Annotated in this window: 27 protein-coding genes and 1 tRNA gene; 17 read left to right on the plus strand and 11 right to left on the minus strand. The window is 30.0% G+C overall.

Annotation, left to right across the window (positions count from 1 at the left end; all coding sequences use genetic code 11):
• Window positions 1-35: 35 nt before the first annotated feature.
• On the plus strand, window positions 36-308 hold the full coding sequence (locus LWW95_09240) for an AbrB/MazE/SpoVT family DNA-binding domain-containing protein (protein ID MDL1957209.1): 273 nt from the start codon (window positions 36-38) through the stop codon (window positions 306-308).
• Window positions 287-718 (plus strand): PIN domain-containing protein, encoded by a 432-nt coding sequence (locus tag LWW95_09245; protein MDL1957210.1) that lies wholly within the window; start codon window positions 287-289, stop codon window positions 716-718. The genes LWW95_09240 and LWW95_09245 overlap by 22 nt, the downstream gene beginning before the upstream one ends.
• 55 nt (window positions 719-773) lie before the next feature.
• On the opposite strand, the gene LWW95_09250 is transcribed toward LWW95_09245, so the two are convergent.
• The 3 genes from LWW95_09250 to LWW95_09260 form a co-directional block, all read right to left on the minus strand.
• Window positions 774-920 carry a division/cell wall cluster transcriptional repressor MraZ gene (locus LWW95_09250; GenBank protein ID MDL1957211.1) on the minus strand — a complete coding sequence of 49 codons (147 nt, stop codon included), beginning with the start codon at window positions 918-920 and terminating at the stop codon, window positions 774-776.
• A gap of 199 nt (window positions 921-1,119) precedes the next feature.
• Window positions 1,120-1,208 (minus strand) — tRNA-Leu (locus LWW95_09255).
• A gap of 28 nt (window positions 1,209-1,236) precedes the next feature.
• On the minus strand, window positions 1,237-2,019 hold the full coding sequence (locus tag LWW95_09260; protein MDL1957212.1) for an endonuclease/exonuclease/phosphatase family protein: 783 nt from the start codon (window positions 2,017-2,019) through the stop codon (window positions 1,237-1,239).
• 99 nt (window positions 2,020-2,118) lie between these two features.
• Here LWW95_09260 and ilvD point away from each other — a divergent pair, with 99 nt between their 5' ends.
• Window positions 2,119-3,786, plus strand: coding sequence for a dihydroxy-acid dehydratase (ilvD, locus tag LWW95_09265; GenBank protein ID MDL1957213.1), 1,668 nt, complete (start codon window positions 2,119-2,121; stop codon window positions 3,784-3,786).
• A gap of 22 nt (window positions 3,787-3,808) precedes the next feature.
• Here the strand turns inward: ilvD and LWW95_09270 are convergent, their stop codons facing one another.
• The gene (locus LWW95_09270; GenBank protein MDL1957214.1) at window positions 3,809-4,183 is read right to left on the minus strand and encodes a polymer-forming cytoskeletal protein; all 375 of its coding nucleotides are present in this window, start codon (window positions 4,181-4,183) and stop codon (window positions 3,809-3,811) included.
• Window positions 4,183-5,070, minus strand: coding sequence for a peptidoglycan DD-metalloendopeptidase family protein (locus LWW95_09275; protein ID MDL1957215.1), 888 nt, complete (start codon window positions 5,068-5,070; stop codon window positions 4,183-4,185). The genes LWW95_09270 and LWW95_09275 overlap by 1 nt, the downstream gene beginning before the upstream one ends.
• 155 nt (window positions 5,071-5,225) lie before the next feature.
• Between LWW95_09275 and amrS the strand changes: the two genes are divergently transcribed.
• On the plus strand, window positions 5,226-6,236 hold the full coding sequence (amrS, locus tag LWW95_09280; GenBank protein ID MDL1957216.1) for an AmmeMemoRadiSam system radical SAM enzyme: 1,011 nt from the start codon (window positions 5,226-5,228) through the stop codon (window positions 6,234-6,236).
• Here the strand turns inward: amrS and LWW95_09285 are convergent, their stop codons facing one another.
• Window positions 6,237-7,721 (minus strand): phosphoenolpyruvate carboxylase, encoded by a 1,485-nt coding sequence (locus tag LWW95_09285; protein MDL1957217.1) that lies wholly within the window; start codon window positions 7,719-7,721, stop codon window positions 6,237-6,239.
• Complete coding sequence (locus tag LWW95_09290; protein MDL1957218.1) at window positions 7,722-8,129, minus strand: single-stranded DNA-binding protein; 408 nt, start codon at window positions 8,127-8,129, stop codon at window positions 7,722-7,724.
• 40 nt (window positions 8,130-8,169) lie between these two features.
• Here LWW95_09290 and LWW95_09295 point away from each other — a divergent pair, with 40 nt between their 5' ends.
• Both LWW95_09295 and LWW95_09300 read left to right on the plus strand, forming a co-directional pair.
• On the plus strand, window positions 8,170-8,874 hold the full coding sequence (locus LWW95_09295; GenBank protein ID MDL1957219.1) for a methyltransferase domain-containing protein: 705 nt from the start codon (window positions 8,170-8,172) through the stop codon (window positions 8,872-8,874).
• Window positions 8,871-9,557 (plus strand): SDR family oxidoreductase, encoded by a 687-nt coding sequence (locus LWW95_09300; GenBank protein MDL1957220.1) that lies wholly within the window; start codon window positions 8,871-8,873, stop codon window positions 9,555-9,557. Before LWW95_09295 ends, LWW95_09300 begins: the two co-directional genes overlap by 4 nt.
• Here LWW95_09300 and LWW95_09305 read toward each other — a convergent pair.
• Complete coding sequence (locus tag LWW95_09305) at window positions 9,554-9,700, minus strand: hypothetical protein (GenBank protein MDL1957221.1); 147 nt, start codon at window positions 9,698-9,700, stop codon at window positions 9,554-9,556. The two genes, LWW95_09300 and LWW95_09305, sit on opposite strands and share 4 nt — an antisense overlap.
• Window positions 9,701-9,892: 192 nt before the next feature.
• Here LWW95_09305 and LWW95_09310 point away from each other — a divergent pair, with 192 nt between their 5' ends.
• The 4 genes from LWW95_09310 to LWW95_09325 are packed head-to-tail and all read left to right on the plus strand — an operon-like array spanning window position 9,893 to window position 14,326.
• Entirely contained in the window at window positions 9,893-10,291 is a 399-nt protein-coding gene (locus LWW95_09310; protein ID MDL1957222.1) for a GtrA family protein, read from the plus strand.
• Window positions 10,288-11,823 carry an NAD(P)/FAD-dependent oxidoreductase gene (locus LWW95_09315; GenBank protein MDL1957223.1) on the plus strand — a complete coding sequence of 512 codons (1,536 nt, stop codon included), beginning with the start codon at window positions 10,288-10,290 and terminating at the stop codon, window positions 11,821-11,823. The genes LWW95_09310 and LWW95_09315 overlap by 4 nt, the downstream gene beginning before the upstream one ends.
• 2 nt (window positions 11,824-11,825) lie before the next feature.
• Window positions 11,826-13,418, plus strand: a complete 1,593-nt coding sequence (locus LWW95_09320) for a hypothetical protein (protein MDL1957224.1) — start codon at window positions 11,826-11,828, stop codon at window positions 13,416-13,418.
• The gene (locus LWW95_09325) at window positions 13,409-14,326 is read left to right on the plus strand and encodes a flippase-like domain-containing protein (GenBank protein ID MDL1957225.1); all 918 of its coding nucleotides are present in this window, start codon (window positions 13,409-13,411) and stop codon (window positions 14,324-14,326) included. The genes LWW95_09320 and LWW95_09325 overlap by 10 nt, the downstream gene beginning before the upstream one ends.
• On the opposite strand, the gene LWW95_09330 is transcribed toward LWW95_09325, so the two are convergent.
• On the minus strand, window positions 14,323-15,840 hold the full coding sequence (locus tag LWW95_09330) for a glycosyltransferase family 39 protein (GenBank protein ID MDL1957226.1): 1,518 nt from the start codon (window positions 15,838-15,840) through the stop codon (window positions 14,323-14,325). The genes LWW95_09325 and LWW95_09330 overlap by 4 nt on opposite strands.
• A gap of 61 nt (window positions 15,841-15,901) precedes the next feature.
• Here LWW95_09330 and LWW95_09335 point away from each other — a divergent pair, with 61 nt between their 5' ends.
• Window positions 15,902-16,678, plus strand: a complete 777-nt coding sequence (locus LWW95_09335) for a polysaccharide deacetylase family protein (GenBank protein ID MDL1957227.1) — start codon at window positions 15,902-15,904, stop codon at window positions 16,676-16,678.
• Here the strand turns inward: LWW95_09335 and LWW95_09340 are convergent.
• Window positions 16,656-17,645, minus strand: a complete 990-nt coding sequence (locus LWW95_09340; GenBank protein MDL1957228.1) for a glycosyltransferase family 2 protein — start codon at window positions 17,643-17,645, stop codon at window positions 16,656-16,658. The genes LWW95_09335 and LWW95_09340 overlap by 23 nt on opposite strands.
• 79 nt (window positions 17,646-17,724) lie before the next feature.
• Between LWW95_09340 and LWW95_09345 the strand changes: the two genes are divergently transcribed.
• Genes LWW95_09345 through LWW95_09360 form a run of 4 tightly spaced genes read left to right on the plus strand, consistent with a single transcriptional unit; the run spans window position 17,725 to window position 21,275 of the window.
• Entirely contained in the window at window positions 17,725-18,582 is an 858-nt protein-coding gene (locus tag LWW95_09345) for a TRAP transporter TatT component family protein (protein ID MDL1957229.1), read from the plus strand.
• Window positions 18,569-19,564 (plus strand): TRAP transporter substrate-binding protein DctP, encoded by a 996-nt coding sequence (dctP, locus tag LWW95_09350; GenBank protein ID MDL1957230.1) that lies wholly within the window; start codon window positions 18,569-18,571, stop codon window positions 19,562-19,564. Before LWW95_09345 ends, dctP begins: the two co-directional genes overlap by 14 nt.
• Window positions 19,561-20,022: a TRAP transporter small permease subunit gene (locus LWW95_09355; protein ID MDL1957231.1), complete on the plus strand. Its 462-nt coding sequence runs from the start codon at window positions 19,561-19,563 to the stop codon at window positions 20,020-20,022. The genes dctP and LWW95_09355 overlap by 4 nt, the downstream gene beginning before the upstream one ends.
• Window positions 20,019-21,275: a TRAP transporter large permease subunit gene (locus tag LWW95_09360; GenBank protein MDL1957232.1), complete on the plus strand. Its 1,257-nt coding sequence runs from the start codon at window positions 20,019-20,021 to the stop codon at window positions 21,273-21,275. The genes LWW95_09355 and LWW95_09360 overlap by 4 nt, the downstream gene beginning before the upstream one ends.
• On the opposite strand, the gene LWW95_09365 is transcribed toward LWW95_09360, so the two are convergent.
• Window positions 21,270-21,542, minus strand: coding sequence for a hypothetical protein (locus LWW95_09365; GenBank protein ID MDL1957233.1), 273 nt, complete (start codon window positions 21,540-21,542; stop codon window positions 21,270-21,272). The genes LWW95_09360 and LWW95_09365 overlap by 6 nt on opposite strands.
• A 100-nt stretch (window positions 21,543-21,642) precedes the next feature.
• Here LWW95_09365 and uvrA point away from each other — a divergent pair, with 100 nt between their 5' ends.
• The gene (gene uvrA / locus LWW95_09370; protein ID MDL1957234.1) at window positions 21,643-24,366 is read left to right on the plus strand and encodes an excinuclease ABC subunit UvrA; all 2,724 of its coding nucleotides are present in this window, start codon (window positions 21,643-21,645) and stop codon (window positions 24,364-24,366) included.
• Window positions 24,353-25,165 (plus strand): 50S ribosomal protein L11 methyltransferase, encoded by an 813-nt coding sequence (locus tag LWW95_09375; protein ID MDL1957235.1) that lies wholly within the window; start codon window positions 24,353-24,355, stop codon window positions 25,163-25,165. The genes uvrA and LWW95_09375 overlap by 14 nt, the downstream gene beginning before the upstream one ends.
• Window positions 25,166-25,168: the final 3 nt, after the last annotated feature.

A 25,168-nucleotide genomic window follows, 5' to 3' on the forward strand; every position in this document is an offset into this window, starting at 1 on the left:
ATGTATAATAAGTACTAAAAGGACAGGAGGTAATAATGGAGACCTTAATTGTAGGAGAAAGGGGACAAATAACCATTCCTCAAAGTTTAAGAAAAAAATATGGTATAAAACCAAAACAGCCAGTAGTAATAGAAGATCGTGAAGGAGAAATTGTGATCAAGCCTGCTATAGTCATTCCTTTAGACAAACTTAGGACCTTGGTTAAGGAATATGATGAGAAGTTCCTAAAGGAGCTGATTGAAGCCAGCAAAGTCTCAGCCGAAGAAGAAAGAAAGATAATAGAGAAGTGGCTCGCCCAAAAAAGATAAAGGTCTTTTTAGATAGTAATGTGTGGTTTTCTGCTTTATATACTGATCTAAAGGGTTCTTATCCTTCTCTTATTTTAAGACTGGCTCAGGAAGAGCTACTTGAACTTTATTTTTCTACCTTAGTAGAGCTTGAGTTAAGGTATAATGTTCAGAAAAAGATCCCAGCTAAAGAGAAAAAAATAGATATTTTATTAAAAGGAGCAAAGAGATTAGCAGATGTCAAATTTGATTTAAAGCTCTTAGACAAGTTATCTGAGAGGGATCAAATAATAATTTCTACCGCTATTTATCACAAAATGGATGTTTTTATTACTGGAAATATAAGAGATTTTTCCTATTTATTGGGGAAAAAGATAGGAAAAACTTTAATTTTAACCTCCAAAGATTTTTGTTTGAATTACAAAACCTAATAATGTAAAAATTTTTAACACTTCTATTTTATTTTGACAAAAATTCTTACTTTTCTCAATTTAAGCAACCAATCATTCTATTCCGAGTTTTGCCAAATTTTCTGTATTCCTTTATACATTCATCCCACTTTTCTTTCCCCCAAATTTCTATTTTATTAATCATACCAACAATTACTACTTCATTCCTGGAAATTCCAGCCAATTTTTTGGATGACAAAACATTTGAGAGTGGATAGCAAAGGGGAAAAGACAAACAGAAAGCATGTTTTTGCGTTATAATACTGTTGATAAAACTGATATTCAAATAGCAGTTAAAAAGCTAGATATGTTGCTAAGAGAAGAATCTATCTGCTCCCAATGTGCTCCTGATAAGTTGGATGAAAAATTGAGTCTTCAAAAATTGGTGCCTGGGGCGGGAATCGAACCCGCACGGGGACAAAGCCCCAAGGGATTTTAAGTCCCTTGCGTCTGCCAGTTCCGCCACCCAGGCTGCTATTTTATGATAAAGCTATTTTACTTCATTTGTCAAGTAATTTAAGCTCAGCTATGACAGGAAAATGATCTGATGGATAAAGACCTGAAATTGTATGTTTTATTAAAAAAGCATTTTTTATATTTATTTCCTTTGAAACCAAAATCCAATCTATACGTCCTCGACTTCCTTGCCCACTGAAGGCATGAAATGTTGATTCTTCAGGTTTTTTAAGCCATTTCCAAACATCAATAAAATTGCCTTTAATTCCATTTAAATCTATTTTTCCAGTTAAAAGGTCATAAACTGAACTTTTTGGAGAATCATTAAAATCACCAACAAGGATTGTAGGATAATTTTTATTTATTTTTTTTATTTCTTGGCAAAGAACAGCTGCTTGGTGTAATCTAGCTTTTTCAGAAACATTATCAAGGTGTGTACTGATAAAAAGAAAAAGAACATTTTGTTTTTGTGCTATAATATAAGTAGCTGTACGGGGAAAAGCGCTATTCCAGGCTTTACTAAATGGAATATGAGGGGTAGGTGAGAGCCAAAAGGTATCACTTTTTAGAACTTTTATCTCTTTTTTTGTCCAAACACATGGAAACATTCTTTTTCGATTCCATTCTGGTGCAAACACATAATAACTGTAACCTGTAAGGCTTGCCAATTCCTTTATTTGATCTTCCCAGCCCTCTTGAGTGCCAAAAATATCAGGATTTATCTCTTTTATTATCTGAGCAACAATATTTTTGCGAAAACACCATTGATGAGGACCATCACTGAGATTATCATAACGAAGATTTATAGTCATTACTTTTAAAAACACATTTATAAAAAAACAAAAAATTCATTTTTAATCAAGCATAATCTTGCCATTTTTTAGAATTCTTTTTAAAACTGCAAAAATTTTTTAAAGGGGGAAACAATGGATCGCAGTAGGCAGATGGTAGAAGGTTTAACTAAGGCACCACATCGTTCTCTTTTCAAAGCTATGGGTTATACAAAGGCTGAATTAGAAAGACCATTAATTGGTGTAGTAAATGCAGGTAATGAATTAATTCCAGGTCATATTCATCTGGATAGAATTACCGAAGCAGTTAAGGCAGGGATAAGGATGGCTGGTGGTACACCCATGGAATTTAGGGTGATTGGAATCTGTGATGGCATTGCTATGCATCATAAAGGAATGAAATATTCTCTTATGAGCAGAGAAATAATTGCTGATTCTATTGAAGTGATGGCTATGGCTCATCCATTTGATGGTTTAGTTTTAGTAACAAATTGCGATAAAATTGTACCTGGAATGTTAATGGCAGCTTTACGTTTAAATATCCCAAGTATTATTGTCAGTGGTGGCCCTATGCTAGCAGGAGAATGGCAAGGGAAAAAGGTAGATTTAATTTCTGTATTTGAAGCTGTTGGGGCAGTTAAAGCAGGGAAGATAAGCGGAGAAGATTTAGCAGAATTAGAAGAATTGGCTTGTCCAGGCTTTGGTTCATGTGCAGGGATGTTTACTGCTAACTCTATGAATTGTTTAAGCGAAGCCATTGGTCTTGCTTTGCCAGGTAATGGAACAATTCCGGCTATTAATGCAGCGAGGATAAGACTAGCAAAGGAAGCAGGTATGAAAATCATTTCTTTAGTAAAGAAGAATATAAAACCAAGGGATATTGCTACCCTTGAAGCATTCCTAAATGCCATTGCTGTAGACATGGCTCTTGGGTGCTCAACAAATACAGTCTTACATTTAATGGCAATTGCTTATGAAGCAAAAGTTCCTCTTACTCTTAAAACATTTGATGAAATGAGCCGTAAAGTGCCACAACTATGTACTTTGCGTCCTGGTGGCCCTCATTTTCTTGAGGATTTACATCGGGCTGGTGGAGTGCCAGCAGTGATGAAAGAACTGAGTAAGGCAAATCTTATCAATCTTGAAGTAATGACTGTAACAGGGGAGACTTTAAAAAGCAATCTAAATCTTGCAAAAAATAAAGATGAAAATGTAATAAGGACTATAGAAAGACCCTGTGCTCCAGAAGGAGGATTAGCTATTTTATATGGAAATCTTGCCCCAGAAGGAGCTGTAATTAAACAATCGGCTGTTTTACCAGAAATGCTTGTTTTTTCAGGTAAAGCAAGGGTGTTTAATAGCGAAGAAGAAGCAACTGATGCTATTTTAGGCAAAAAAATAAATCCTAATGAAGTAGTAGTTATTAGATATGAAGGGCCAAAAGGAGGCCCTGGTATGAGAGAGATGTTAACACCTACATCTGCTATTGTTGGAATGGGACTTGAGAAAGAAGTAGCATTAATTACAGATGGTCGTTTTAGTGGTGGCACTAGGGGAGGGGCTATTGGTCATGTTTCACCAGAAGCAGCTAGTGGTGGCCCTATTGCTTTAGTAGAAGAAGGGGATATTATTGAAATAAATATTCCAGAAAGAAAATTAAATCTTAAAGTTTCTGAAGAAAAATTAAATGAAAGGAAAAAGCAATGGCATCCACCTGCTCCTAAAATTAAAGAGGGCTATGCCTTACGCTATGCTTGTTTAGTAAGTTCAGCCAGCGAGGGGGCAATATTGAAAAATGAATAGAAATTGACATTTATAAAATTAATTATCTTACTTCTTCAACCACCTTTTCTACAGAGACAAGAGAAGGTTTTTCCCGAAATTTTGAAGATTTTCCCTCAAAAAATCCACCTTCAACAATTGCTAACTTGTTAGTAAAAAGCTCACCTTCAAAAATACCTGTACTTTGAATCTCTACCAGATTTTTGGCTACAATCTTGCCATTTACCTTACCCCATATGATAATCTCATTGGCATTTATTTCACCTTTTACTTCCGCTTTTTTGCCAACCACCACCCATTCTGCTCTAATTATGCCTTCAAATTTCCCATCAATTCTCACACCATTCTTGACTTCTATTTCTCCTTTTATTGAAGTCTGCTCTCCTATTAAGGAATCTATTTTATTTCTTCTCCACATTATTTCTTTTTAGAAAAATATCTCTTCTTAATATAAGGTAAAGGATTAACACGTCTTTTATTTTTCCAAATTTCATAATGGAGATGTGGTCCAGTGGCAAGTCCTGTTGAACCTACATAACCAATAATATCTCCTCTTTTTACTTTTTGTCCTACTCTCACTATATATTTTTTAAGGTGAGCATAAAGGGTAGTATATCCATATCCATGTTCAATGATCACAAAATTACCATTGAATTTTGTTCTTCCTGCATAAACAACAACCCCATTTGCTGTACTTCTTACTGGAGTACCAGCAGGGGCGCTTATATCTACACCTCCATGAAAATCCTTTTTTCCAGTAATAGGATGAATACGCCAGCCAAAACGAGAAGATATATAACCTAAGGTAGGCCAACTTAATGGTGTAGCAAGATAGATAGATTTTTGTGTTTTTAAATATTTTTTTAATTCTGAAAGACTTTCAAGTCTTTTTTCAATTTCATGCTTAATAGCATCAATATCTACTGCCCCAGAATAAGGCATTAAACTTTCTATTTCTGCTTGTTTAATGATTTCTTCTTTAGAACCTAATTTTAATAATTCTCTTAATTTGTATTCTGTTTCCCTTAATTGAGCTAAAGTTTCTTTAAGACAACCAACATCTTGATTATATTTTTTCTGCCATGCTAAAAGTCCTGCCTGTGTTTTTTTTAATTCTTGTTTTAATTCAAAATAATCAGAAATTTTAAGTGCAAGTATAAATGTAGCTAAATATGTAAATATAAAAAGAAACATTACTAACCATAATCCTAAGAAGGAAAATTTTATCTCAAAAAGCTTATTTCCTCGATGGGGAATTATAGTTATTGTCACTTCTTGAAAGATATTCCGCCATCGTTTTCGCATTTTCACTCCTTTTAAAGTTTTGTCTAAAATATTGTGTTTTATTATTTATGTCAAGCATAGATTTATCTATTATTATATCGACCTAAAATTTATGTTTGTTCATTATCTTGACAAATCAGACTCTGGTTGTCATTCTAAGCTAAGGAGGAGAAATTATGAAGGAAGCAATGTTTTATAAAAAATTGTCTGAAAATAAAGTAAAATGTTATCTTTGTGCCCATCATTGTTTAATTCCTAATGAAGGGAAAGGCATTTGTGGTGTTAGAAAAAATCAAGATGGTAAATTGTATACACTTGTTTATAATCGCATTATTGCCAAACATAATGATCCAATTGAGAAAAAACCTCTTTATCACTTTTATCCAGGAAGTTTTTCATTTTCTATTGCTACAGTGGGGTGTAATTTTCATTGTCTTTTTTGTCAGAATGCTGATATTTCTCAGATGCCAAGAGATGATAAAAAAATAATTGGTTTGGAAACAACACCAGAAGAAATTGTTGCTGATGCTATTGCTCAAAGAGCAAAATCTATTTCTTATACTTATACTGAACCAACAATATATTTTGAATTGGCTTATGAAACAGCACAGATTGCTGTAAAAAAAGGATTAAAAAATGTTTTTGTCAGCAATGGATATATGAGTGAGGAGGCTTTAGAAACTATAAAACCTTATTTACATGCTGCTAATATAGACCTTAAATCCTTTAGAGACAAATTTTATAAGGAAATTTGCGGTGCTAAATTACAACCTGTTTTAGACACTATTACTCGTTTAATTAAAATGGGTATTTGGGTAGAAGTGACTACATTAATTATTCCCACTGTAAATGATTCAGAAGAAGAATTGCGAGAGATAGCAAGATGGTTATATCAGCTTAATCCTGATATTCCATGGCATGTAAGTCGTTTTTATCCTACTTATCGCTTTACTCATGTACCATCTACAAGTGTTGGAACTGTGAGAAGAGCAAGAGAGATTGGATTGGAAGAAGGATTACATTATGTTTATACTGGCAATGCACCTGGAGATGAAGGGGAAAATACCTACTGTCATAATTGTGGTAAACTTATTATTGAGCGTTATGGTTATACTATCACTACTTATAATATTATTGAAGGTAAATGCAAATATTGTGGAATAAAAATACCTGGAGTAGGAATGTAATTATCCTAAAAATTTTCTAATATGAGCTGCTTCTACAACAAGAGAAGAAAGCATTTCTTTGTGTCCAGAATCTAAAGCTTCAATAATATGAGAAGTAATTTGTTTATGTTCCAAATTTATTTTAAAGGAAAATAACTGAGAGGCTTTTGTAAAAGCTTCTTTTAAAATTTTTGAAATTTCTTTTGGTAGAATGTCAAATACTTTTTCATTAAAAAATCTAAGAGCATCAATCATACTACATTCAAAATCAATATAAATTTCTTTTAAAAAATTGATATCATCTTCATTTAAAACATCAAATCCAAAAATTTCTGGTGGTAAACCAAGAGAATAACAAGCTGCACAAAATTCAATAGCTCTTGGTAACACAACTTTTCCAAGTTTTCTAGAATAACCAAATAATCCTATATGCAATTTCCTTTTTCTTCTTTTAGGCACATATTTAGCCATCTGGTTAATTAAAGATGCAAGAGCTTCTACTTGTTTAGCATATGCTGTAGAAACTTTATCTATTATTTTTAAACACTTTTCTTCATCCACTACCCAACCATGTAATCTAGGTGTTTGTTTTAATTTTTGAATTGCATTAATTACTTCTTGAACAGGATAATCATATTTGAAAGCAGACTGTACTGTAAAAGTTTGAACATCTGGAAATTCAAAACAAAGATTTCTTACATTATCAGGTCTAAAATTTCCTCTAAAAGGCGCTGTGCCTACACCTAATATAGGATAAATGGGTTTTTCTAACTTTTCTGAAAGTTTTCTCAATCGTTGTAAAGCAATCTTAATTAATAATGTGGCGGTTATCATACCATAATTTAAAGCAGGGTCTGATCTTGCTAAAAAAACCCGTTGATAAGGAAGATTTTTATTTTCTAAATATTCTGCAAGAATATGATGAGCTTCTAACATATATTTTTTATCTTCAAATAAAGGTATAACATTGATAGTCTTTGGATGGAACTCTCCAATCCAGTCTGAAATAGTAATATCACTAGGATATAATGATAAATTTTGTTTTCCAGCTACAAATTCTTTGTAATAATAATAAATTCTATTAAGGCATTTTGAGGAAGTAGTCATAGGTAAAATAACTTCAAAGATTGGAGGTATATCTCTTTTATAAAAACTTTTAGCTGTATCATAAGATCTTGGAATACTTTCTAAAGTTTCAAAAAGGATTTTAGCTTCTTCTTTCTCTACTGTAGGATTGGGTACTCTTAAAGTAATAAATACCTCTTTACCTAAAGGGTATTTTTTAAAAAAATACTCATATCTAGCTAAAAGTTTTCTTACAACATAAATATCTACTTCTTTTCCTTCACAATCCCACATTTGTTCATCACAGCCTAAGTGTGAAAAGGCATAATAAGCTTCCTGTACCTCATCTTCTCCACTCATCTCTGAGCTTTGAGCAAAAAATGGCACAGTTACATTGTCAGGATGTTGAGTAGACATTACTCTTGGTATTTTAGAAAACATCTAAAATGGTATATCCTCGTCTATAGGTACTTCTTCTGGAGATAAAACCTCTTCTTCTACTGGAGTAGGTGTTGTTTCTGGTTTTCCCAAAAGTTGAAGTTTTTGTGCTACAATCTCAATTGTACGTTGCTTCCTACCATCCTTATCTTCCCATGAACGACTGCGCAACCTTCCTTCAATGTATACTTGTTTTCCTTTAGCCAAATATTGTCCACAAAATTCACCTAGTTTTCCCCAGGCAACTACTCTATGCCATTCTGTTATCTCTTTTTTTTCTCCCTGTTTATTCACCCATCTTTCAGTTGTAGCTACTCTAAAATTTGCTACTGGTTTTCCACTTGGTGTATAACGCAATTCTGGATCTGCCCCAAGATGTCCAATGAGGATAACCTTATTAACACCAGCCATAGTCTTCCTCTCCAATAGAAGTTTTGTTAAACTCTATCATATGATATCAAATAAAACAAGAAAGCAAGAGGGGGCAGTAGTCTATTTTGAAAAAATTGCTCCTTATTATGATAGTTGGTATGCTACATCTATTGGAAATTATGTTGATATGACTGAAAAAAAGGAATTTTTTTCTCTTTTTCAGACAAAAAAAGGATTAATACTTGATTTAGGCTGTGGTACTGGCAATTATACAGGAATCTTAAATGCAATCGGATTAGATAAATCTTTTAATATGTTAAAAATAGCCTATAAAAAATTTCCAAATATTCCATTTGTCTGTGGTGATGCTCTTTTTTTGCCTTTTAAAGATGAAAGCTTTGATAGTGTAATAAGCATTACTTTATTTGAGTTTTTATTTTCGCCGAAAAAGGCTTTAATTGAAATATATCGTGTTTTGAAACCTAAAGGAGAGATAATTATAGGTACACTTAATACTTTTAGTCTTTGGTTCTTTTTTAAACGTTTAAAAACAATTTTTAAAAAAACAGCTTATCGTTATGCTCGATTTTATACGATAAATCAGCTAAAAAGTTTACTCTTACAAAATGGTTTTAAACATATTTCCACTAGAGGTGTAATTTATGGTCCACCATTTATGCCTTCTTATTTAATTCCTATTGCTTTTAATATAGATAGAAAGTTAGCCAAATCATTTTTTCGCCACTTAGCGGCTTTTATTTTAGTTAGAGGGGAAAAATTATGAGGATATTTATTGCAGGGGCAACTGGGGATATAGGTAAGGCTATTAGTGAAACTTTAGCATCAGAACATGATTTGCTTTTAAGTTATAGAGATGAAGAGAAAAAAAAGGAATTAAATTCTATTTTAATTGGAAATAGATTTTCATTTGTCTGTATTAAAAATCTTTTAAAAGAAGCAGAGAAAATTAAAAATACAATTTTTTCTTTTAAACCTAATATTTTTATTAATGCTATTGGTGATGGCTTTTATGCTAAAGTAGAAGAGGTAACCATTGATATGATGGATGCTTCTTATGAAGCCAATTTTAAAATCCCTTTTTTTCTTACACAAATGGTTTATTGTTTTTTTCTTTCCCAAAAAAAAGGACATATAATAATGATTAATTCTCTTTCTGGTCTAGAGGGATTTCCTTATGGTGCAGCTTATTGTAGTATGAAATTTGCCTTAAGGGGTTTGGCTGAAGTAATTTATAAAGAAGGTAAGCGCTATGGAATTCAAGTAACTACTATTTATCCTGGTATTGTTAAGACAAAGTTAATTAAAAAAATGCCTTTTTGTCCAAAAGAAAAATGTCTTCTATCACCTAAAACTATTGCTGAATTAATAAAATATATTTTAAATTTAGAACCTACAGCAGAAATAAAAGAAATTATTTTAAAAAATAAAGAATTAATTTGGCGTTAATGATGTCCACCTTTTAAATAATCATAAATGCTTTTGGCCATAACAAATGAAAGACCAAGTCCAATAATTCCTATACAACTATAAAACACACCCATAAAGATAAAATGACTCGCATCCCAATGTAAAATAAGCCACGGTAACATTTATTCCTCCTTTCTATTTTGAAAAAGATTAACAAAAGTCAACATTAAAGTCAAGCCAAAATACGCTTGATTTTTGTTAAAAACATTTGGGTGAAAGGCAATTTTCAAAATCGCTTCTTGTATGGCAAATAAGGATTTGAGGTTTAAAAGTTTTCTTGACAGTATATAAGATAAAAGTTATTAGAATTCAAAATGCAACTGTTTTTAATAGAAGAATTTTTAAAATACTTTCTTATAGGAAGTATTGCTTTTGGTGTGGATTTTACTGTGCTTTATATTTCCACTGAATGGATAGGTTTACATTATTTAATCTCTGCTGCTTTTGGATTTAGCATTGGTTTAGTAGTAAATTATTTATTTTCTGTCAATTGGGTATTTAAATATCGCCGTATGAAAAATATCACTATAGAATTTTCTATTTTTAGTCTAGTAGGATTTGTAGGATTAATTTGGAATGAATTTTTTATGTGGTTTTTTACTTATATTTTTTCTGGAAGATATCTTTTAGCTAAAATACCTACTACCGTTCTTGTTTTTATATGGAACTTTAGTGCAAGGAAATTTTTACTTTTTCGAAGAAAAACCGCATGAAAAAGGCTGTAATTATTGGGGCAGGACCAGCAGGTCTTACTGCAGCTTTAGAATTATTAAAGACAACAGAAATCATTCCTTTGGTTTTTGAAACAGATTCGCAAGTAGGGGGTATTTCCAAAACAATTTCTTATAAAGATTATCGAATGGATATTGGAGGACATCGTTTTTTTTCTAAATCTAAACAAATAATAGATTGGTGGTTTAAAATTCTGCCTCCTGCTGGTGCACCAGCCAAAGATGATATTGAATTTGGTCGTCGAATTCCTCTTTTTGCTAATGGTCCTGATCCTGAAAAAGAAGATAAGGTGATGCTTGTGCGAAAAAGGCTTTCTCATATTTTTTACGAAAATAAGCTTTTTCCTTATCCTTTAAATTTTTCATTAAAAGTAATAAAAAATTTGGGATTTTTTAAAATTTTGGATATAATTATGGGTTATATTTGTACTTTTTTATTTCCTAAAAAGCCAGAAAAATCTCTTGAAGATTTTTTTATCAATCGTTTTGGTCGACCTTTATATGAGATGTTTTTTAAAGACTATACTTATAAAGTATGGGGAAAAAATTGTTCAGAGATAGACGCTTTATGGGGAAGACAACGCATAAAAGGGTTTAATGTAAAGAAAGCTTTGATGCATGCTTTAAAATCAAATAAAAAGGATATCTTTCAAAAAAAAGTTGAAACTACATTGATTAATTATTTTCTTTATCCCAAATATGGCCCTGGACAACTCTGGGAAGAGGTTACAAAACGCATCAAACAAAAAGGAGGAAAAGTATATACACACCATAAAATAGAAAAAATTTTTTGGGAAGGAAATAAAATAATTGGTGTAGAGATAAGAAATCTAAAAAATGAAAAAAATTTTAAACTTAAAGCAGATTATTTTTTTAGTAGCATGCCTATAAAAGAGCTTATATTTGCTTTTGAACCTAAAGCACCAGAAAATATTGTAGAAATAGCTGCAAATCTTCCTTATAGGGATTTTGTTACTGTTGGTATTTTTCTTGAAGAGATTAATTTCCCAACTCTTGAAGATAATTGGATATATGTGCAAGATAAAGATGTAGCTTTAGGACGGATACAATTTTTTCATAATTGGAGTCCTTATTTAGTGCCTGAGAAAAAAGGTTTATGGTTAGGTCTTGAGTATTTTTGCTCGGAAAAAGACGAAATTTGGGGTTTTAAAAAAAAGGAAATGTTACAGTTTGCTAAAAAAGAACTTATGAAACTTGGTTTGATAAAAAAGGAAAGTTGGGTTAAGTGGGGAGTGGTTGTTAAAGTTAAAAAGGCATATCCAGCTTATTGGGGAAGTTATTATCAATTATATAAGATTAGAGAATTTGTGGATAATTTTGAAAATCTTTTTTTGATCGGCAGAAATGGAATGCATCGTTACAATAATCAAGACCATTCTATGCTTTCAGCGATAGAGGCAGTAAAAAATGTTATTTGTAATTATAAAGATAAAGAAAATATCTGGCAAGTAAATGTTGAATCCACATATCATGAAGAGGGAAGATTCAAATAAGAATGCAAAATATAGATTTAAAAATATTTGCATTAATTTTAAGTATTTTAGCAGGTATTGCTTATAATAGCTATTATTTATTCAATACATATCATATAGATGATGATGCTAGACAGCATATATTTTGGACTTATAAGTTTAAAGATGAAAAGCTTTTCAAAAATGATTTTTTAGTTAATTTTTTTTCTTCACCCAAAATAGCTACTTATGGTTGGAAAAGTTTATATTATGTTTCTTCCAAATTTTTTGATCCGCTTTTTTTTAGCAAAATTTTACCTATTTTTTTAAATATTTTTTGCGTATTTTTTCTTTTTAAATTTGGTTTTAAATTAAAAGACCAACAAACAGGTTTTTTAAGTGCATTGTTTTTTTGCCTTTGTCTTACAAAATTGTTGCAAGGAGGATTCCAAAGAAGTTTTGCTTTGCCTTTTTTTATTTTTTTTCTGTATTTTTTATATAAAAAAAATTTTTGGTTATGTGGGTTTTCTTTATTACTACAAGCTTTATTTTATCCACCCATTGTTTTAAATTCATTGATGATAATTCCATTTATTTTTGTTAAAAATCATACTTTAGATATAAAAATTATCAAAAGATCTTTTTTTCCTTTATCTATTTTTTGTACCCTTGTTTTTACAATTATTGCTTATTCATATTTATTTTATAGGCCCAAATTCATTGGAAATAATTTTAGTTATAAAGAAGCAAAAATGATGCCTGAATTTTGGGAAAATGGAAGAAATGCTTTTTTTGATAAAAATCTATTAATCTTTTATCTTGGTAAACCCTTTAAATTTACAAGAAGTGGTCTTGGTATTTTTCATAGACCAGAATTTGTTATTGTTTCTTTTTTAACATCTATATATATCTTTTTTAAAAAAAGAAAATGGGTATTTCCTTCAATAATAATTTGGCTAATAATTAGTTCATTATTTCTTTTTATTCTTGCTCATATTTTTCTTTTTCACCTTTATGAACCAAGTAGATACACAAAATATACTATTCCTTTAGCTGTTATTTTACTCCTTGCATATAATTTCCCCACTATATCTGTAAAAAGTTTAAGGAAATTATTTTTATTTATTTCATTTTTATTTATTATTGTTTCATTAATTATAGGTTATTTCAGTATGAAAGACATTAATAAAGAAAAAATAGAACTTTATCAATTTCTTTCCTCTCTACCAAGTAATGTTTTAATTGTAGCTCATCCTTATTTGGCAAATGATATTCCTCTTTTTTCAAAAAGGTCTGTTTTGATAAATGAAGAGCTTTCTATTGCTTGTTATAAAAATTATTATAAAGAAGTAAAAAAAAGGCTTTATGATACATTTAAGATTATTTATGCAAAAAATTTAAATGAAATAGTTTCTATTATAAAAAAATACAAAATAACTCATATTGTACTTTCATCTAAATATTTTGATCCAAGCTATTTAAATAAAGAAAGACTTTATTGGGAACCATTTAATGAATTTATTAAGAAACTTACAAAAGAAAGATTTTTTTTATTTGCTGATAAAAATGCCCCTTGGGTTGTGTTTTTAAATAATAAATACTGGGTTGTGGAAACAAAGAAAATATTATGTTTTTAATTTCTCAAAAATTTAAATTTTTTTTAAGTTTTTTCTTAACTATAGGAATATTGTGGGCTTTGATAAAATTCATTGGTTTACACAATTTATTCGTTACTTTTAAAAAAATCAAAATAAAATATGCATTAATGGCTTTTTTTCTATCTTTAAGTTTCCCATTTTTTGGTGCCTTACGTTGGCACTGGCTTTTAAAAGCAATTAATCAAAATTTATCTATTTTAAATTGTTTTGCTTTAACTATAGGGACATGGCCTCTTAATGTATTTTTACCTTCAAGAACAGGAGATTTTTTTAGAGTGGTCTTTCTTAATAGAAATATTTCAAAAGCTAAAGTTTTTGGTAGTATTATTGCTGAAAAGCTCTTAGATATAGCTTGTTTATCTATAATTGGTCTTTTTGGTAGTATTTTTATAAAAAATAAAAAATTTACAATAATTTTTATTGGCATTTTGATATTGATTACTGTTTCAATTCAAGTTTTATTTTTTTTGGAAAAATGGCTTAGAGATAAAAATATTCAGCTGTTAAATAAATTAAACCTAGCTATACAAGGTATGAATATTTTATCTCTTTATCCTAAGTTTTCTATTATTGCAGCATTCTGGTCACTTATAAATTGGTCACTTTCTATAGTCCAAGTTTTTTTATTTTTTAAAGCTTTTGATATTTATGTTTCTCTTATAGAAATATCTGCTCGTCTTCCATTAAGCATATTCATTGGCATATTACCTATTACGTTAGCAGGTATAGGTACGAGAGATACAGCTATGCTCTTTTTGTTTAAAGAATTTGCACCATTATCTATAATTTTTAGTGTATCTATTTTTTATACTTTATATAGTTATTTTCTTTATGGTTTATTAGGTATTCCATTTTTTATTTATTTATCAAGTCAATGCAAGTCCTAATCTTGCTTTTTCCAAATAATTATTTTTCCTTTTTTGAATGGTATAATTTTTATTTTTTTATAATAACTTGGTATCATTTCAAAAATTTTTTTAATAAATGAGAGTTGAATAGGATAACCCTTACAAAATGGTGTAAAGTATCTTGAAAAACATTTTTTGATTAGAAACATAAAAGGCTTATTTGTATCACATAATTTTTGTACCATTTCAAGACTATAATCTAAATCATAAGTAATAAGGCAATCTATCTTTTTTTGTTTTATGACAGAGATAATTTCTTTAAATCTTTCAGGCACAAATAATATTTCATCTTCAAAAAAATAAGGTAATGCAGATTCTTTTTTACTCATAAAATAAATAGATGGATTATAAAATAAAAAAGCATATATTTTTTTACCACAATGATTATTTAAGTATTTTACCAATTTTTTTGTCAATTTATATTCACTTTTAAATTCCAAACAGTAATTTTTTGTATAGTAAAAAGCACATATATAAAAGATAAGTGGGACTAGCAAACAACAAAAAAATATAGCTTTTACTAATCTTTTTTGCTTAAAGATGTAAGGAATACACCAACCCAACCATAAAGAAATTATAGGCATAAGTGGTAAATAATAATGAAATGCCCACCATCCTCCTGAAATAGCACCTAAAAAAGAAAAAATAAGATAAGAAAAGAGAAAAAATTTTACAAATTTTTCCTCTTTCGGTAAGTATTGATAGCCTAAAATTATGGCAAAGATTAAAAATATAAAGGAAGAAGCTGTAAGGGAATAGATGGAGCGAAATAGATGATACCAGGCAGGACCAACAAAGATTGAGTTTGATTTTGTCCTGTAAATAATAATTTGGTAAATTAATTGTTTTATTCCCAAAACTAAGGCGCCGTGAATTAAAAACAACATTACTGGAATGCATAAACTAAAAAGATAAACAGATAAGTCTTTGATTTTTTTCTTACTTTGAAAATAAGTAAAAATTAAAAAATGAAAAATTAGTAAGAAAGTTGTTTGACTTACAAGGATAGAGAAACCAGAAAAGATACCGCAAAGAAAAAGGAACTTTTTATTTTTACCTTCATAAAGCAAGTAAAAGTAAATGGTTATAAGACAAGGTAATATTATAAATATCTCCTTACCTGTAACTCCTCGCATAATGGGTGACCAAGAAAGATAGGCAAAAATAAATGCAGAAATTAAGGCTTTTTTTTCATCTAATAATTTGCAACCTATTAAATAAACAAAGAGCACACTTAAGGTATTATAAAGAATAACAAAAACCCTGATAGCTTTTGGATTAGTACCAAAGAGTTTAAAAGCAGTTGCATAAATTAAAGGAAGTCCTGGAAGACGATTAAAAAATCTTGTTTCATAAATTTCTTTTCCCTTTAGCCAAAAATACCCTTGATAGGCATATGCACCTTCGTCTGGATGCATTGGACAATTTATATAAGGAATGCGGATAATGATGGCAAATAGAATGATTAATAAAAGTTTCTTTGTATTTGGCATGTTGGAATTTTTATTAAAAATTTTTATTTGTCAAGTTTTTTCTTCTTGGTATACTTAGACTATGATTGCTATAACAGTTGATTGTGAACAATGGAATATGCCTGCTTTACGTGGAAAGGATGTTACTGAAAATAATAATACAGAATTTAGCAAAAAAGGAAATGAGATTTTACTCAAAATACTAAAAGCATTTAATATTAAAGCTACATTTTTTATTACAGGGTTTTTTGCTAAAAGAGAAAAAAAACAGGTTAAATACATAGCTAGTGAAGGTCATGAAATAGCTTCTCATGGTTATCTCCACAATTATAGAATTAATCCTAATATAGATTTAAAAAAAGATATTCTTAAATCAAAAGAAATATTAGAAGAAATTACAGGTTTAAAAGTAGTTGGTTTTAGGGCACCTCAACTTCAATTTTCTTTTAAATTGTTAAAAGTATTGGCAGAACTTGGGTTTAACTATGATAGTTCCCTACATCCAGCATGGCTTCCTGGATTTTATAATAATATTAAATACCCTTTGTCTCCATATAAGCCTTTTAATTTAGGAATTAAAGAAATTCCAATAGGAGTTGTGCCCCATTTAAGATTGCCTATTGGATGGTTGTGGTTAAGAAATATTGGACATTGGTGGACAAGTATAGGCATTAAATTATTGCTAAAAAAGAACATACCTGTAGTTATCTATGTTCATTCTTGGGAATTTACAAAAATCAAAAGCAAGTATGTTCCTTTTTATCTAACTAGAAATACTGGAGAAAAATTTTGTTTGGAATTCATTAAACTTTTAGAAAGATTCAAACATTACGATTTTATAACTCTTTCTGAGATATAGTCCTTGCCGTTTCGATCTTTTCAATTATATATAGTTTTGGTTTTTTTGTTAAAATTAAACTTAAAGAAATCATATCTGCTATAAAGCCTAGAAATAAAAAGTTTACACCTACAATAATTAATAAAATGCTTAATAAAAGCAAAGGAAGGTGTTCAACAGCAAGATGGACATGAAAGAAAAACTTCTCAATAAGTAAGTATACATCTATGAGAAATCCTGTTCCTGAGAGTAAAAGACCGATGGTGCCAAATATGTGCAAAGGACGCTTAAAATAAGAGATAAGATACTTTACAGTCAATAAATCTAAAAATCCCCTTATGAATCTAGAAGCACCATATTTAGAATTTCCATGACGTCTTTTCCTTATATGAATTGCCTCTTCGGTAATCTTAAAACCTTTCCAGGCAGCTAAGACAGGAAGAAACCGATGCATCTCTCCATAGATTTGGATCTCTTGAGCAACTTCTTTTTTAAAGGCTCTCATACCACCAACAACGTCATGAAGTCCATTGAGTTTGAAGAGATGCACAATTAAAAAGTTAAATATGCATGAAGGGATTGCTTTTTTAAATAAAGAATCTGATTTACTTCTATTTTTTCTCCATCCACATACCACATGATAACCATCTTCTAATTTTTTAAGTAATTTCGGTATATCTTTTGGATCATGCTGTAAATCTGCATCCATGGTAATAATGTTTTCCCCTTCAGCATTTTCCAACCCTGCTGCAATGGCCGCACTTTGACCAAAGTTAGAAAGGAGTTTGACAATTTTTATTGTACTATCACGTCTTGCGAATTGATGTAAAATGTTTAAAGAGTTATCTGAACTTCCATCGTCCACAAAAACAATTTCATATTTCTTGCCAATAGATTCTAAAACAGGCTTTAGCTCTTTATAAAGAATTTCAAGATTTTTTTCTTCATTATAAACTGGAATTATTACTGATAAATACTTTCCACTCACCAAAAAATTTATATTCAAATGTCTAAAGATAGTCAATAGGTTTTGAATTAATGTTGTTATATGGTATATATAAAAAATTATGAAGAAATTTTTATTTTTACTGTTACTTATTTTCCTTATAGGTTGTTTTCCAAGTAAAAGACTTACCATTGGTATGACTGGTTTAATTTTAGAAAGTGTAGGCAAGGCATGTAATAAGAGTGCAAATCCAGAAATTATTAAAAGTGGGTTGCCTGCCTATTTAATGCTTATAGATGGTCTTATTGAAGATTGGCCTGAAAATGAAAGGTTATTAATTGCTGGAGCACAGACTTATTGTTCTTATGCAATGTTTATAGAAGAAGAAAAAAGAGATTTAGCTAAAAGATTATATTTAAAAGGGAAAAGATATGCATTAAAAGTTTTATGTAAAAATAAAAAATTTAAATCTGCATTAAATAAACCTCTAAATGAGTTTGAAAAAGTGCTTAAATTATTTTCTAAAAAATATGTGCCTGCATTATTTTGGACAGCTAGTTGTTGGTTGGGTTATATTCAATTAAGTTTGGATTCAGTTGAAGCTTTAGCTGATTTACCTAAGGCTATTTCTATAATAGAAAGGGTATTAATGTTAAATGAAAAATTTTATTATGGAAGTCCTCATCTATATTTAGGTATATATTATGCTGCAAGACCTAAAAGCTTGGGTGGTAATTTAAATAGAGCGAAATTTCATTTTAAAAAGGCATTTGAGATTAGTAAGGGAAAATTTCTTATGGCTTATGTATTTTATGCTCAATATTATGCCAGACAAAAATTTGATAAAAAATTATTTATTGAAACTTTAAAAAAAGTAATAGAAACTCCTCAAGATATAGAACCAAATCTTACTTTGGCTAATACTATAGCAAAGGAAAAAGCAAAAAAACTTTTAGAGAAAGTAGATGAATATTTTTAGGTGTTTTATATTTTTATTGATCTTATCTATTTGCTCAATAGTTTATGCAAAGGAGAATTTTACTATAAAAATTGCTACATTGGCGCCAGAAGGTAGTACTTGGATGAAAATATTTAATGAGTTTAATAGAGAAATAATAAGAAAGACAAATGGGAATGTTCGTTTTAAGGTTTATCCAGGAGGTGTTTTAGGCGATGAAAGGGATATGGTGAGAAAGATTAGGATAGGGCAAATCCATGGTGGTGGTTTTACTGGTCTAGGATTGAGTATGATTTATAAAGATATTCTTGCTCTGCAAATTCCATTTTTGTTTAAAGATTATAAAGAAGTAGATTATGTCTTAAATAAAATGGAAAAAAGATTTAGAGAAGGTTTTAGAAAAAAAGGATTTATATTATTAGGTTTTGCTGAGGTAGGTTTTATTTATCTTTTTTCCAATGTACCTATAACTGATTTAAAAGATATAAAAGGGCTTAAATTTTGGATTTGGGAAGGTGATAAGATTGCTAGAGTTGTTTTTAATAAGTTAGGAATAATACCTATTCCTTTGGAAATACCTGATGTGTTATTAGCCTTACAGACAAATTTAATAGATGTAGTATTTAATTCTCCATTAGGTGCGGTTGCTTTACAATGGTTTAGTAGGGTGAAATATATGATAAATGTACCTTTAAGTTATGGGGTAGGGGCAATTTTAATAAAAGATAAAATATTTGAAAGGCTTCCTTCTCAATATCAAAAGATTCTTAAAGAATCAGCAGAAAAATATTTCAATAAATTAAATAAAAAGGCAAGGGAAGAAAATGAAAAAGCAATATCTGTAATGAAAAAGCATGGAATAAAGATTATAGAATTATCAGAAGAAAAAATTGCAGATGCTATAAAATTATCTCAGAAAGCAGCAATGGAATTAGCAGGAAAGGAGTTTTCAAAAGAAATATTGGATAAGATTTTATTTTATTTAAGAGAATATAGAAAGTGAAAAAATTTATTAATATTTTAGAAAAAATTGAAGATGGCTTTCTTATTTTTCTTTTTCTTTCTCTTTTATGTCTTTCTATTTTGCAAATTATATTAAGAAATTTTTTTTCTACAAGTATTTTTTATATAGAAAATATAACAAGATATTTGGTGCTTTGGATTGGACTTTTAGGTGCATCTATAGCTATAAAAGAAGAAAAGCATATTTCTATTAATATATTACCTGTCTTAATTTCAAGAAAATGGAATTTAATCTTAAATACTATAATAAATCTTTTTTCATTTATCATCTGTATTTTTTTGACTTATGCAGCCATAAAATTTATTAAAGATGAATATTGTATTTCACATTATACGTTATTTGCTGAAATTATACTTCCTTTAATATTTCCTTTAATGGCTATAAGATTTTTAAGTAAATCAATAATGAGTTTTATTTTATTCCTAAAAAGTACATGATTTTAATAAATATTTTATTCATTCTCCTTGCTATTATAGGTACTCCCCTTTTTATCATTATTGCTGCTTTTACTCTTTTATCTTTTTACAAAACAAACATAGACTTTTCAGCCATTATGATAGAAATTTGCCGCATTGCTCATACACCTTTGCTTATTGCCATTCCATTATTTACTTTTGCTGGTGCAATTCTTGCAAAAAGTAACGCACCAAAGAGATTGGTCAGATTTTCTAAAGCAGCTTTTGGTTGGTGTCCAGGTGGATTGGCTATTGTTGTTCTTTTTGTCTGTGCATTTTTCACTGTACTTACAGGTGCATCTGGTGTAACTATTCTTGCTTTGGGAAATTTATTATTTCCTTCCCTATTAAAAGAAGGTTATTCAGAAAGATTTTCTTTGGGATTGATTACTATTTCTGGAAGCTTAGGATTATTATTTCCCCCTAGTTTGCCTTTAATTATTTATGGAGTAATAGCTAAAGTAAATATTGATCAATTGTTTATAGCTGGAATATTACCAGGATTATTTTTAATTTTTTTACTTTCTACATTTTGCATATTTAAAGGTTTTGATTTACCAAAAAGTAATTTTTCTTTAAATGAACTTTTAATAGCAGCAAAAGAAGGATTTTGGGAGATTATTTTACCTGTTATAGTAATGGGTGGTATTTATAGTGGAAAATTTGCATTAAGTGAAGCAGCTGCAGTTACAGCTTTTTATGTTTTAATTGTTGAACTTCTTATTAAAAAAGACATAAGATTAAAAACACTATTTTCTATAATCAGACAGAGTATGATCTTAGTAGGTAGCATCATTATTATCCTTGCCTGTGCTTTGGCTTTTACTAATTATTTAATAGATGCAGAAATTCCAATGAAAATATTAGAAATATTTAAAACTCATATTAAAAGTAAAATTTTATTTTTAATTTTTCTTAATATTTTTTTATTAATTGTTGGTTGTATGATGGATATATTTTCTGCTCTATTAATCGTTATTCCACTTATTGTTCCTATGGCTAGGGCTTATGGAATAGATTTAATCCATTTAGGCATTATTTTTTTAACAAACTTAGAAATTGGTTATATTACCCCTCCTGTAGGTATAAATTTATTTATTTCAAGCCTTTGTTTTGAAAGACCGATTTTAAAATTATATCTAGCTTCTCTTCCTTTTCTTGGGATTCTTTTATTCGGATTGATTGTTATTACTTATATGCCAAATTTAAGTTTATTTTTATTGAGAATTTTATAACAATTCATGTCCAAGCTTTCTTTTAAAAGTATAATTAAAAGGGTCTATAACAAGTTTTTTACCTGCACTTTTAACACTCTTTGAAGGTAGGGTAAAAGGCAATGATATTAAAAAAACACTTGTTCCAATTCCAATGCCTATTAAACCTATTGGTCTAGCTAATAAAAGATCCCATATAATTAAATCACTCTCTCCTTCATTTGCCATAACAGGAATGGTTGAAAAAATAAAACAAAATATCATTATCAAAATTGCTAATTTTCTCATTTTATAAACCTCCAAAAAATTTAATCCAAAATACCATTAAGTTTAAAAATGTGCAAGATAAACTTGCATATCTTTTAAGTTGTTGTAATCTTTAATATCCATGAAATCCATTAGGGTTATTGAGGCTTATCAACACAATTTAAAGCATATAAGTTTTGATTTACCTTTAAATGCCCTTACTGTTATTACTGGAGTAAGTGGGGCAGGTAAATCTTCTTTAGCCTATGATGTGCTTTATGCAGAAGGACAACGCCGCTATATTGAAACTTTTTCACCTTATGCCAGACAATTTATTGAACGTTTAGATAAACCAGCAGTAGAAAGGATTGAAGGGATACTTCCTGCTATCGCCATTGATCAACATCATCCAGTTAAAACCTCACGCTCTACTGTAGGCACTATGACTGAGATTACTGATTATGTAAAACTGCTTTTTTCACAAATAGCTGTACTTCATTGTGAGAGATGTGGCAGACCTGTAAAAGAATATGATCCTCAAGAGATTGTAAAAATTTTATTAGATAAGGCAATTAATAAAAAGTGTATAATCTGTTTTCCATATAAGATAATTTCAATTGAAGAGACTAGGAAAGGATTAATCAGATTAGGATTTGATCGGATATGGGTAGGGGAAATAAAAAATTTAGATGATATTTCGCTTAAAGTTGGTGAAAAAATTGAGATCTTGGTAGATCGCTTGATTATCTCAGCGAAAGCACAGAGTCGCTTACAAGAAGCAATAGAGATGGCAATGAAATTTGGTCAAGGAGAAGTGATAATCCATATACTACCTGAAGAAATACTTAAATTTAGTCAGGCTTATGCTTGTCCATATTGTGGTATCATTTACAAAAAACCACAGCCAAATCTTTTTTCTTTTAATAGTCCTTTAGGCGCCTGTGAGACCTGTAGGGGATTTGGGAAAATCATAGGTTATGATATGGATTTAGTTATTCCAGATAAGAATAAGAGTTTGGCAGAAGGGGCAATAAAGATTTGGAAAAAAGAAAGCTATGAATATGAAGAATTAATAGAATTTTGCCAGAGAAAAGGTATACCTATTCATGTTCCTTTTGCTAAATTATCCCCTGAAGCAAAAAGACTTATTATAGAAGGAGATGAGGATTTTGATGGTATTAAAGGTTTCTTTGAATGGCTTGAAACCAAAAGTTATAAGATGCATGTCCGTGTGTTTCTTTCTCGCTATCGTGGCTATTTTACCTGTCCAACATGTAATGGAACAAGATTTAAAAAAGAAGCATTACTTTATAAATTAAAAGGGAAAAATATTGCCGAAATTTACGCTATGACTATTGATGAAGCATTTGATTTTTTTTCTCAATCCTGGCCAAATTTGAATCCAGCAACAAAACTCCTAATTGATGAAATTTGTAAAAGACTTCAATATTTGAGAGAAGTAGGGGTAGGTTATTTAACTTTAGACCGTCAATCACGTACCTTATCTGGAGGTGAAGTAGCAAGAGTAAATTTAACAAGAGCATTAGGTTCATCATTGGTAAATATGTTATTTATTTTGGATGAACCAAGCGTTGGTCTCCATCCTAGGGATAATGCTCGGTTAATAAAGATTTTAAAAGATTTAACAAAAGAAAACACAGTAGTTGTGGTAGAACATGACCCTGACATTATTAAAGCAGCAGATTATGTTTTAGACTTAGGGCCAGGGGCAGGGGAAAAAGGTGGGAAAATTCTTTATTTTGGCCCATTTAATGGATTATTAAAAGCAAATAATTCTATTACAGCTCAATATTTAAGTGGGAAAAAATGTATTCCTTTGCCAAAAAAAAGACGAAAACCTAAGGGATGGTTAGAGATAAAAGGAGCAGCAGCGCATAATCTAAAAAATTTAAACATTAAAATACCTTTAGGAGTTATGGTCTGTCTTACAGGTGTCTCTGGCTCAGGTAAGAGTACCCTTGCTTTAGAAATTCTTTATAAAGGCATAAAAAAAGAAAAGGGAATGTTTGTAGGACAACCAGGAAAATATAAAAGTATTTCTGGTCTTGAAAGAATACAGGATGTAATCCTTGTAGATCAAACCCCTATTGGTCAAACACCAAGAGCAAACCCTGCTACTTATCTTGGTATATTTTCATCTATCCGTAAGTTCTTTGCCTCTTTACCTGAAGCAAAGAAAAGGGGCTATACTCCTGGCACTTTTTCTTTTAATAGCCCTGGTGGAAGATGTGAAGTTTGCCAAGGAGCAGGTGTAGAAAAAGTAGAGATGCAGTTTCTTTCTGATGTCTATCTTACCTGTCCTGCCTGTCAGGGAAGACGTTATCGACAAGAGGTATTGGAGGTTACATATCAAGGAAAAAGTATTGCTGATGTATTAGATATGACATTTAATGAAGCCAATTCCTTTTTTGCCAAGGTGCTTGAAATAAAGAAACAATTTTCTTCTGTCTTTGAAGTGGGCTTAGATTATTTGCGTCTTGGGCAACCTATTAACACACTTTCTGGAGGAGAAGCCCAAAGGCTTAAATTGGCTAGTTATTTAAAGATTGGTTATGGTAAGTATCTTTTTATCTTTGATGAACCTACTGTTGGTCTTCATTTGGCAGATATAGAATGTCTTTTAAGAGCATTTAATCACCTCTTGGAAAAAGGTCATTCTCTGCTTATCATAGAACACAATTTGGAAGTCATAAAAGTGGCTGATTATATTATTGATTTAGGACCAGAAGGGGGGCCAAATGGTGGAGAGATTGTTGCTTATGGGACACCAGAAGAAATAATTAAAAATGAAAAAAGTTATACTGGAAGATGTTTAAAAGAGGTAATTAAAAATGCGATGGTATGAAATTACAATTAATTTACCTCTTGTTTTATTGGGAACAGTTTATGATTTTTTATGGTTATACACAAATGGGCTTAATGTGAAAAAAGAAAAAAACAATTTTTTAATTAAAGCTTATTTATTTTCTTCATCTCCTGAAAGTTTTTTAAAAAAATTCAATAAATTTTTAAATCCATTGGTAAAACGGCATAATGTTTCTTATCAAATTTTAACAATAAAAAACCCATCTAATCCTATTAATGATTTTCTTCTTGTGCCAATCCCTAATTCATATATTCCTTCATTTGGTATTCCCATTTTGCTTCAAAGGGGGAAGGCATTTGGCAATGGCAGACATCCCTGTACTATTTATTGTCTAGAAGCTTTAAAAGATATTTTTTATGAAAAATTTAATTACAGAGTCTTAGACGCTGGAACAGGAACAGGGATTTTAGCCATTGGTGCTGCAAAGTTAGGAGCAAAGGAAATAATAGGAGTAGAAATAAATCCTGAATCTGTTAAGGAGGCTCAAGAAAATGTGAAATTAAACAATTTGACAGATAAAATTAAAATTTTACATTGTTCAGTAACAGAAATAAAAGGAGAGTTTAACTTAATTTTTGCTAATCTTTATGGTATTCTCCTTAAACAGATTGCTCCAATTTTAGTAAAACAGCTTACTTCAGGTGGCTGGCTTGTTTTAGGAGGGATGATTGTCCCAGATGATGATGTAGTTGTTTCTATATTTAATAAATTTGGTTTAAAAGAATTCAAACGTTTTCAAGATGAAGAATGGAGTGTCGCAATTTTAAAAAAATTATAAGAG

It is taken from the genome of Candidatus Desulfofervidus auxilii (assembly GCA_030262725.1).
GTDB lineage: Bacteria > Desulfobacterota > Desulfofervidia > Desulfofervidales > Desulfofervidaceae > JAJSZS01.

Bases quoted from the DNA above. Each gene is read 5' to 3' on its own strand.
- LWW95_09295 (MDL1957219.1), top strand. From the start codon at position 8,170: ATGATATCAAATAAAACAAGAAAGCAAGAGGGGGCAGTAGTCTATTTT.
- LWW95_09300 (MDL1957220.1), top strand. From the start codon at position 8,871: ATGAGGATATTTATTGCAGGGGCAACTGGGGATATAGGTAAGGCTATT.
- LWW95_09360 (MDL1957232.1), top strand. From the start codon at position 20,019: ATGATTTTAATAAATATTTTATTCATTCTCCTTGCTATTATAGGTACT.
- ilvD (MDL1957213.1), top strand. From the start codon at position 2,119: ATGGATCGCAGTAGGCAGATGGTAGAAGGTTTAACTAAGGCACCACAT.
- LWW95_09275 (MDL1957215.1), bottom strand. From the start codon at position 5,070: ATGCGAAAACGATGGCGGAATATCTTTCAAGAAGTGACAATAACTATA.
- LWW95_09320 (MDL1957224.1), top strand. From the start codon at position 11,826: ATGCAAAATATAGATTTAAAAATATTTGCATTAATTTTAAGTATTTTA.
- LWW95_09335 (MDL1957227.1), top strand. From the start codon at position 15,902: ATGATTGCTATAACAGTTGATTGTGAACAATGGAATATGCCTGCTTTA.
- LWW95_09270 (MDL1957214.1), bottom strand. From the start codon at position 4,183: ATGTGGAGAAGAAATAAAATAGATTCCTTAATAGGAGAGCAGACTTCA.
- LWW95_09345 (MDL1957229.1), top strand. From the start codon at position 17,725: ATGAAGAAATTTTTATTTTTACTGTTACTTATTTTCCTTATAGGTTGT.
- LWW95_09240 (MDL1957209.1), top strand. From the start codon at position 36: ATGGAGACCTTAATTGTAGGAGAAAGGGGACAAATAACCATTCCTCAA.
- uvrA (MDL1957234.1), top strand. From the start codon at position 21,643: ATGAAATCCATTAGGGTTATTGAGGCTTATCAACACAATTTAAAGCAT.
- LWW95_09375 (MDL1957235.1), top strand. From the start codon at position 24,353: ATGCGATGGTATGAAATTACAATTAATTTACCTCTTGTTTTATTGGGA.
- LWW95_09310 (MDL1957222.1), top strand. From the start codon at position 9,893: ATGCAACTGTTTTTAATAGAAGAATTTTTAAAATACTTTCTTATAGGA.
- LWW95_09330 (MDL1957226.1), bottom strand. From the start codon at position 15,840: ATGCCAAATACAAAGAAACTTTTATTAATCATTCTATTTGCCATCATT.
- LWW95_09290 (MDL1957218.1), bottom strand. From the start codon at position 8,129: ATGGCTGGTGTTAATAAGGTTATCCTCATTGGACATCTTGGGGCAGAT.
- LWW95_09365 (MDL1957233.1), bottom strand. From the start codon at position 21,542: ATGAGAAAATTAGCAATTTTGATAATGATATTTTGTTTTATTTTTTCA.
- amrS (MDL1957216.1), top strand. From the start codon at position 5,226: ATGAAGGAAGCAATGTTTTATAAAAAATTGTCTGAAAATAAAGTAAAA.
- LWW95_09305 (MDL1957221.1), bottom strand. From the start codon at position 9,700: ATGTTACCGTGGCTTATTTTACATTGGGATGCGAGTCATTTTATCTTT.
- dctP (MDL1957230.1), top strand. From the start codon at position 18,569: ATGAATATTTTTAGGTGTTTTATATTTTTATTGATCTTATCTATTTGC.
- LWW95_09325 (MDL1957225.1), top strand. From the start codon at position 13,409: ATGTTTTTAATTTCTCAAAAATTTAAATTTTTTTTAAGTTTTTTCTTA.
- LWW95_09285 (MDL1957217.1), bottom strand. From the start codon at position 7,721: ATGTTTTCTAAAATACCAAGAGTAATGTCTACTCAACATCCTGACAAT.
- LWW95_09315 (MDL1957223.1), top strand. From the start codon at position 10,288: ATGAAAAAGGCTGTAATTATTGGGGCAGGACCAGCAGGTCTTACTGCA.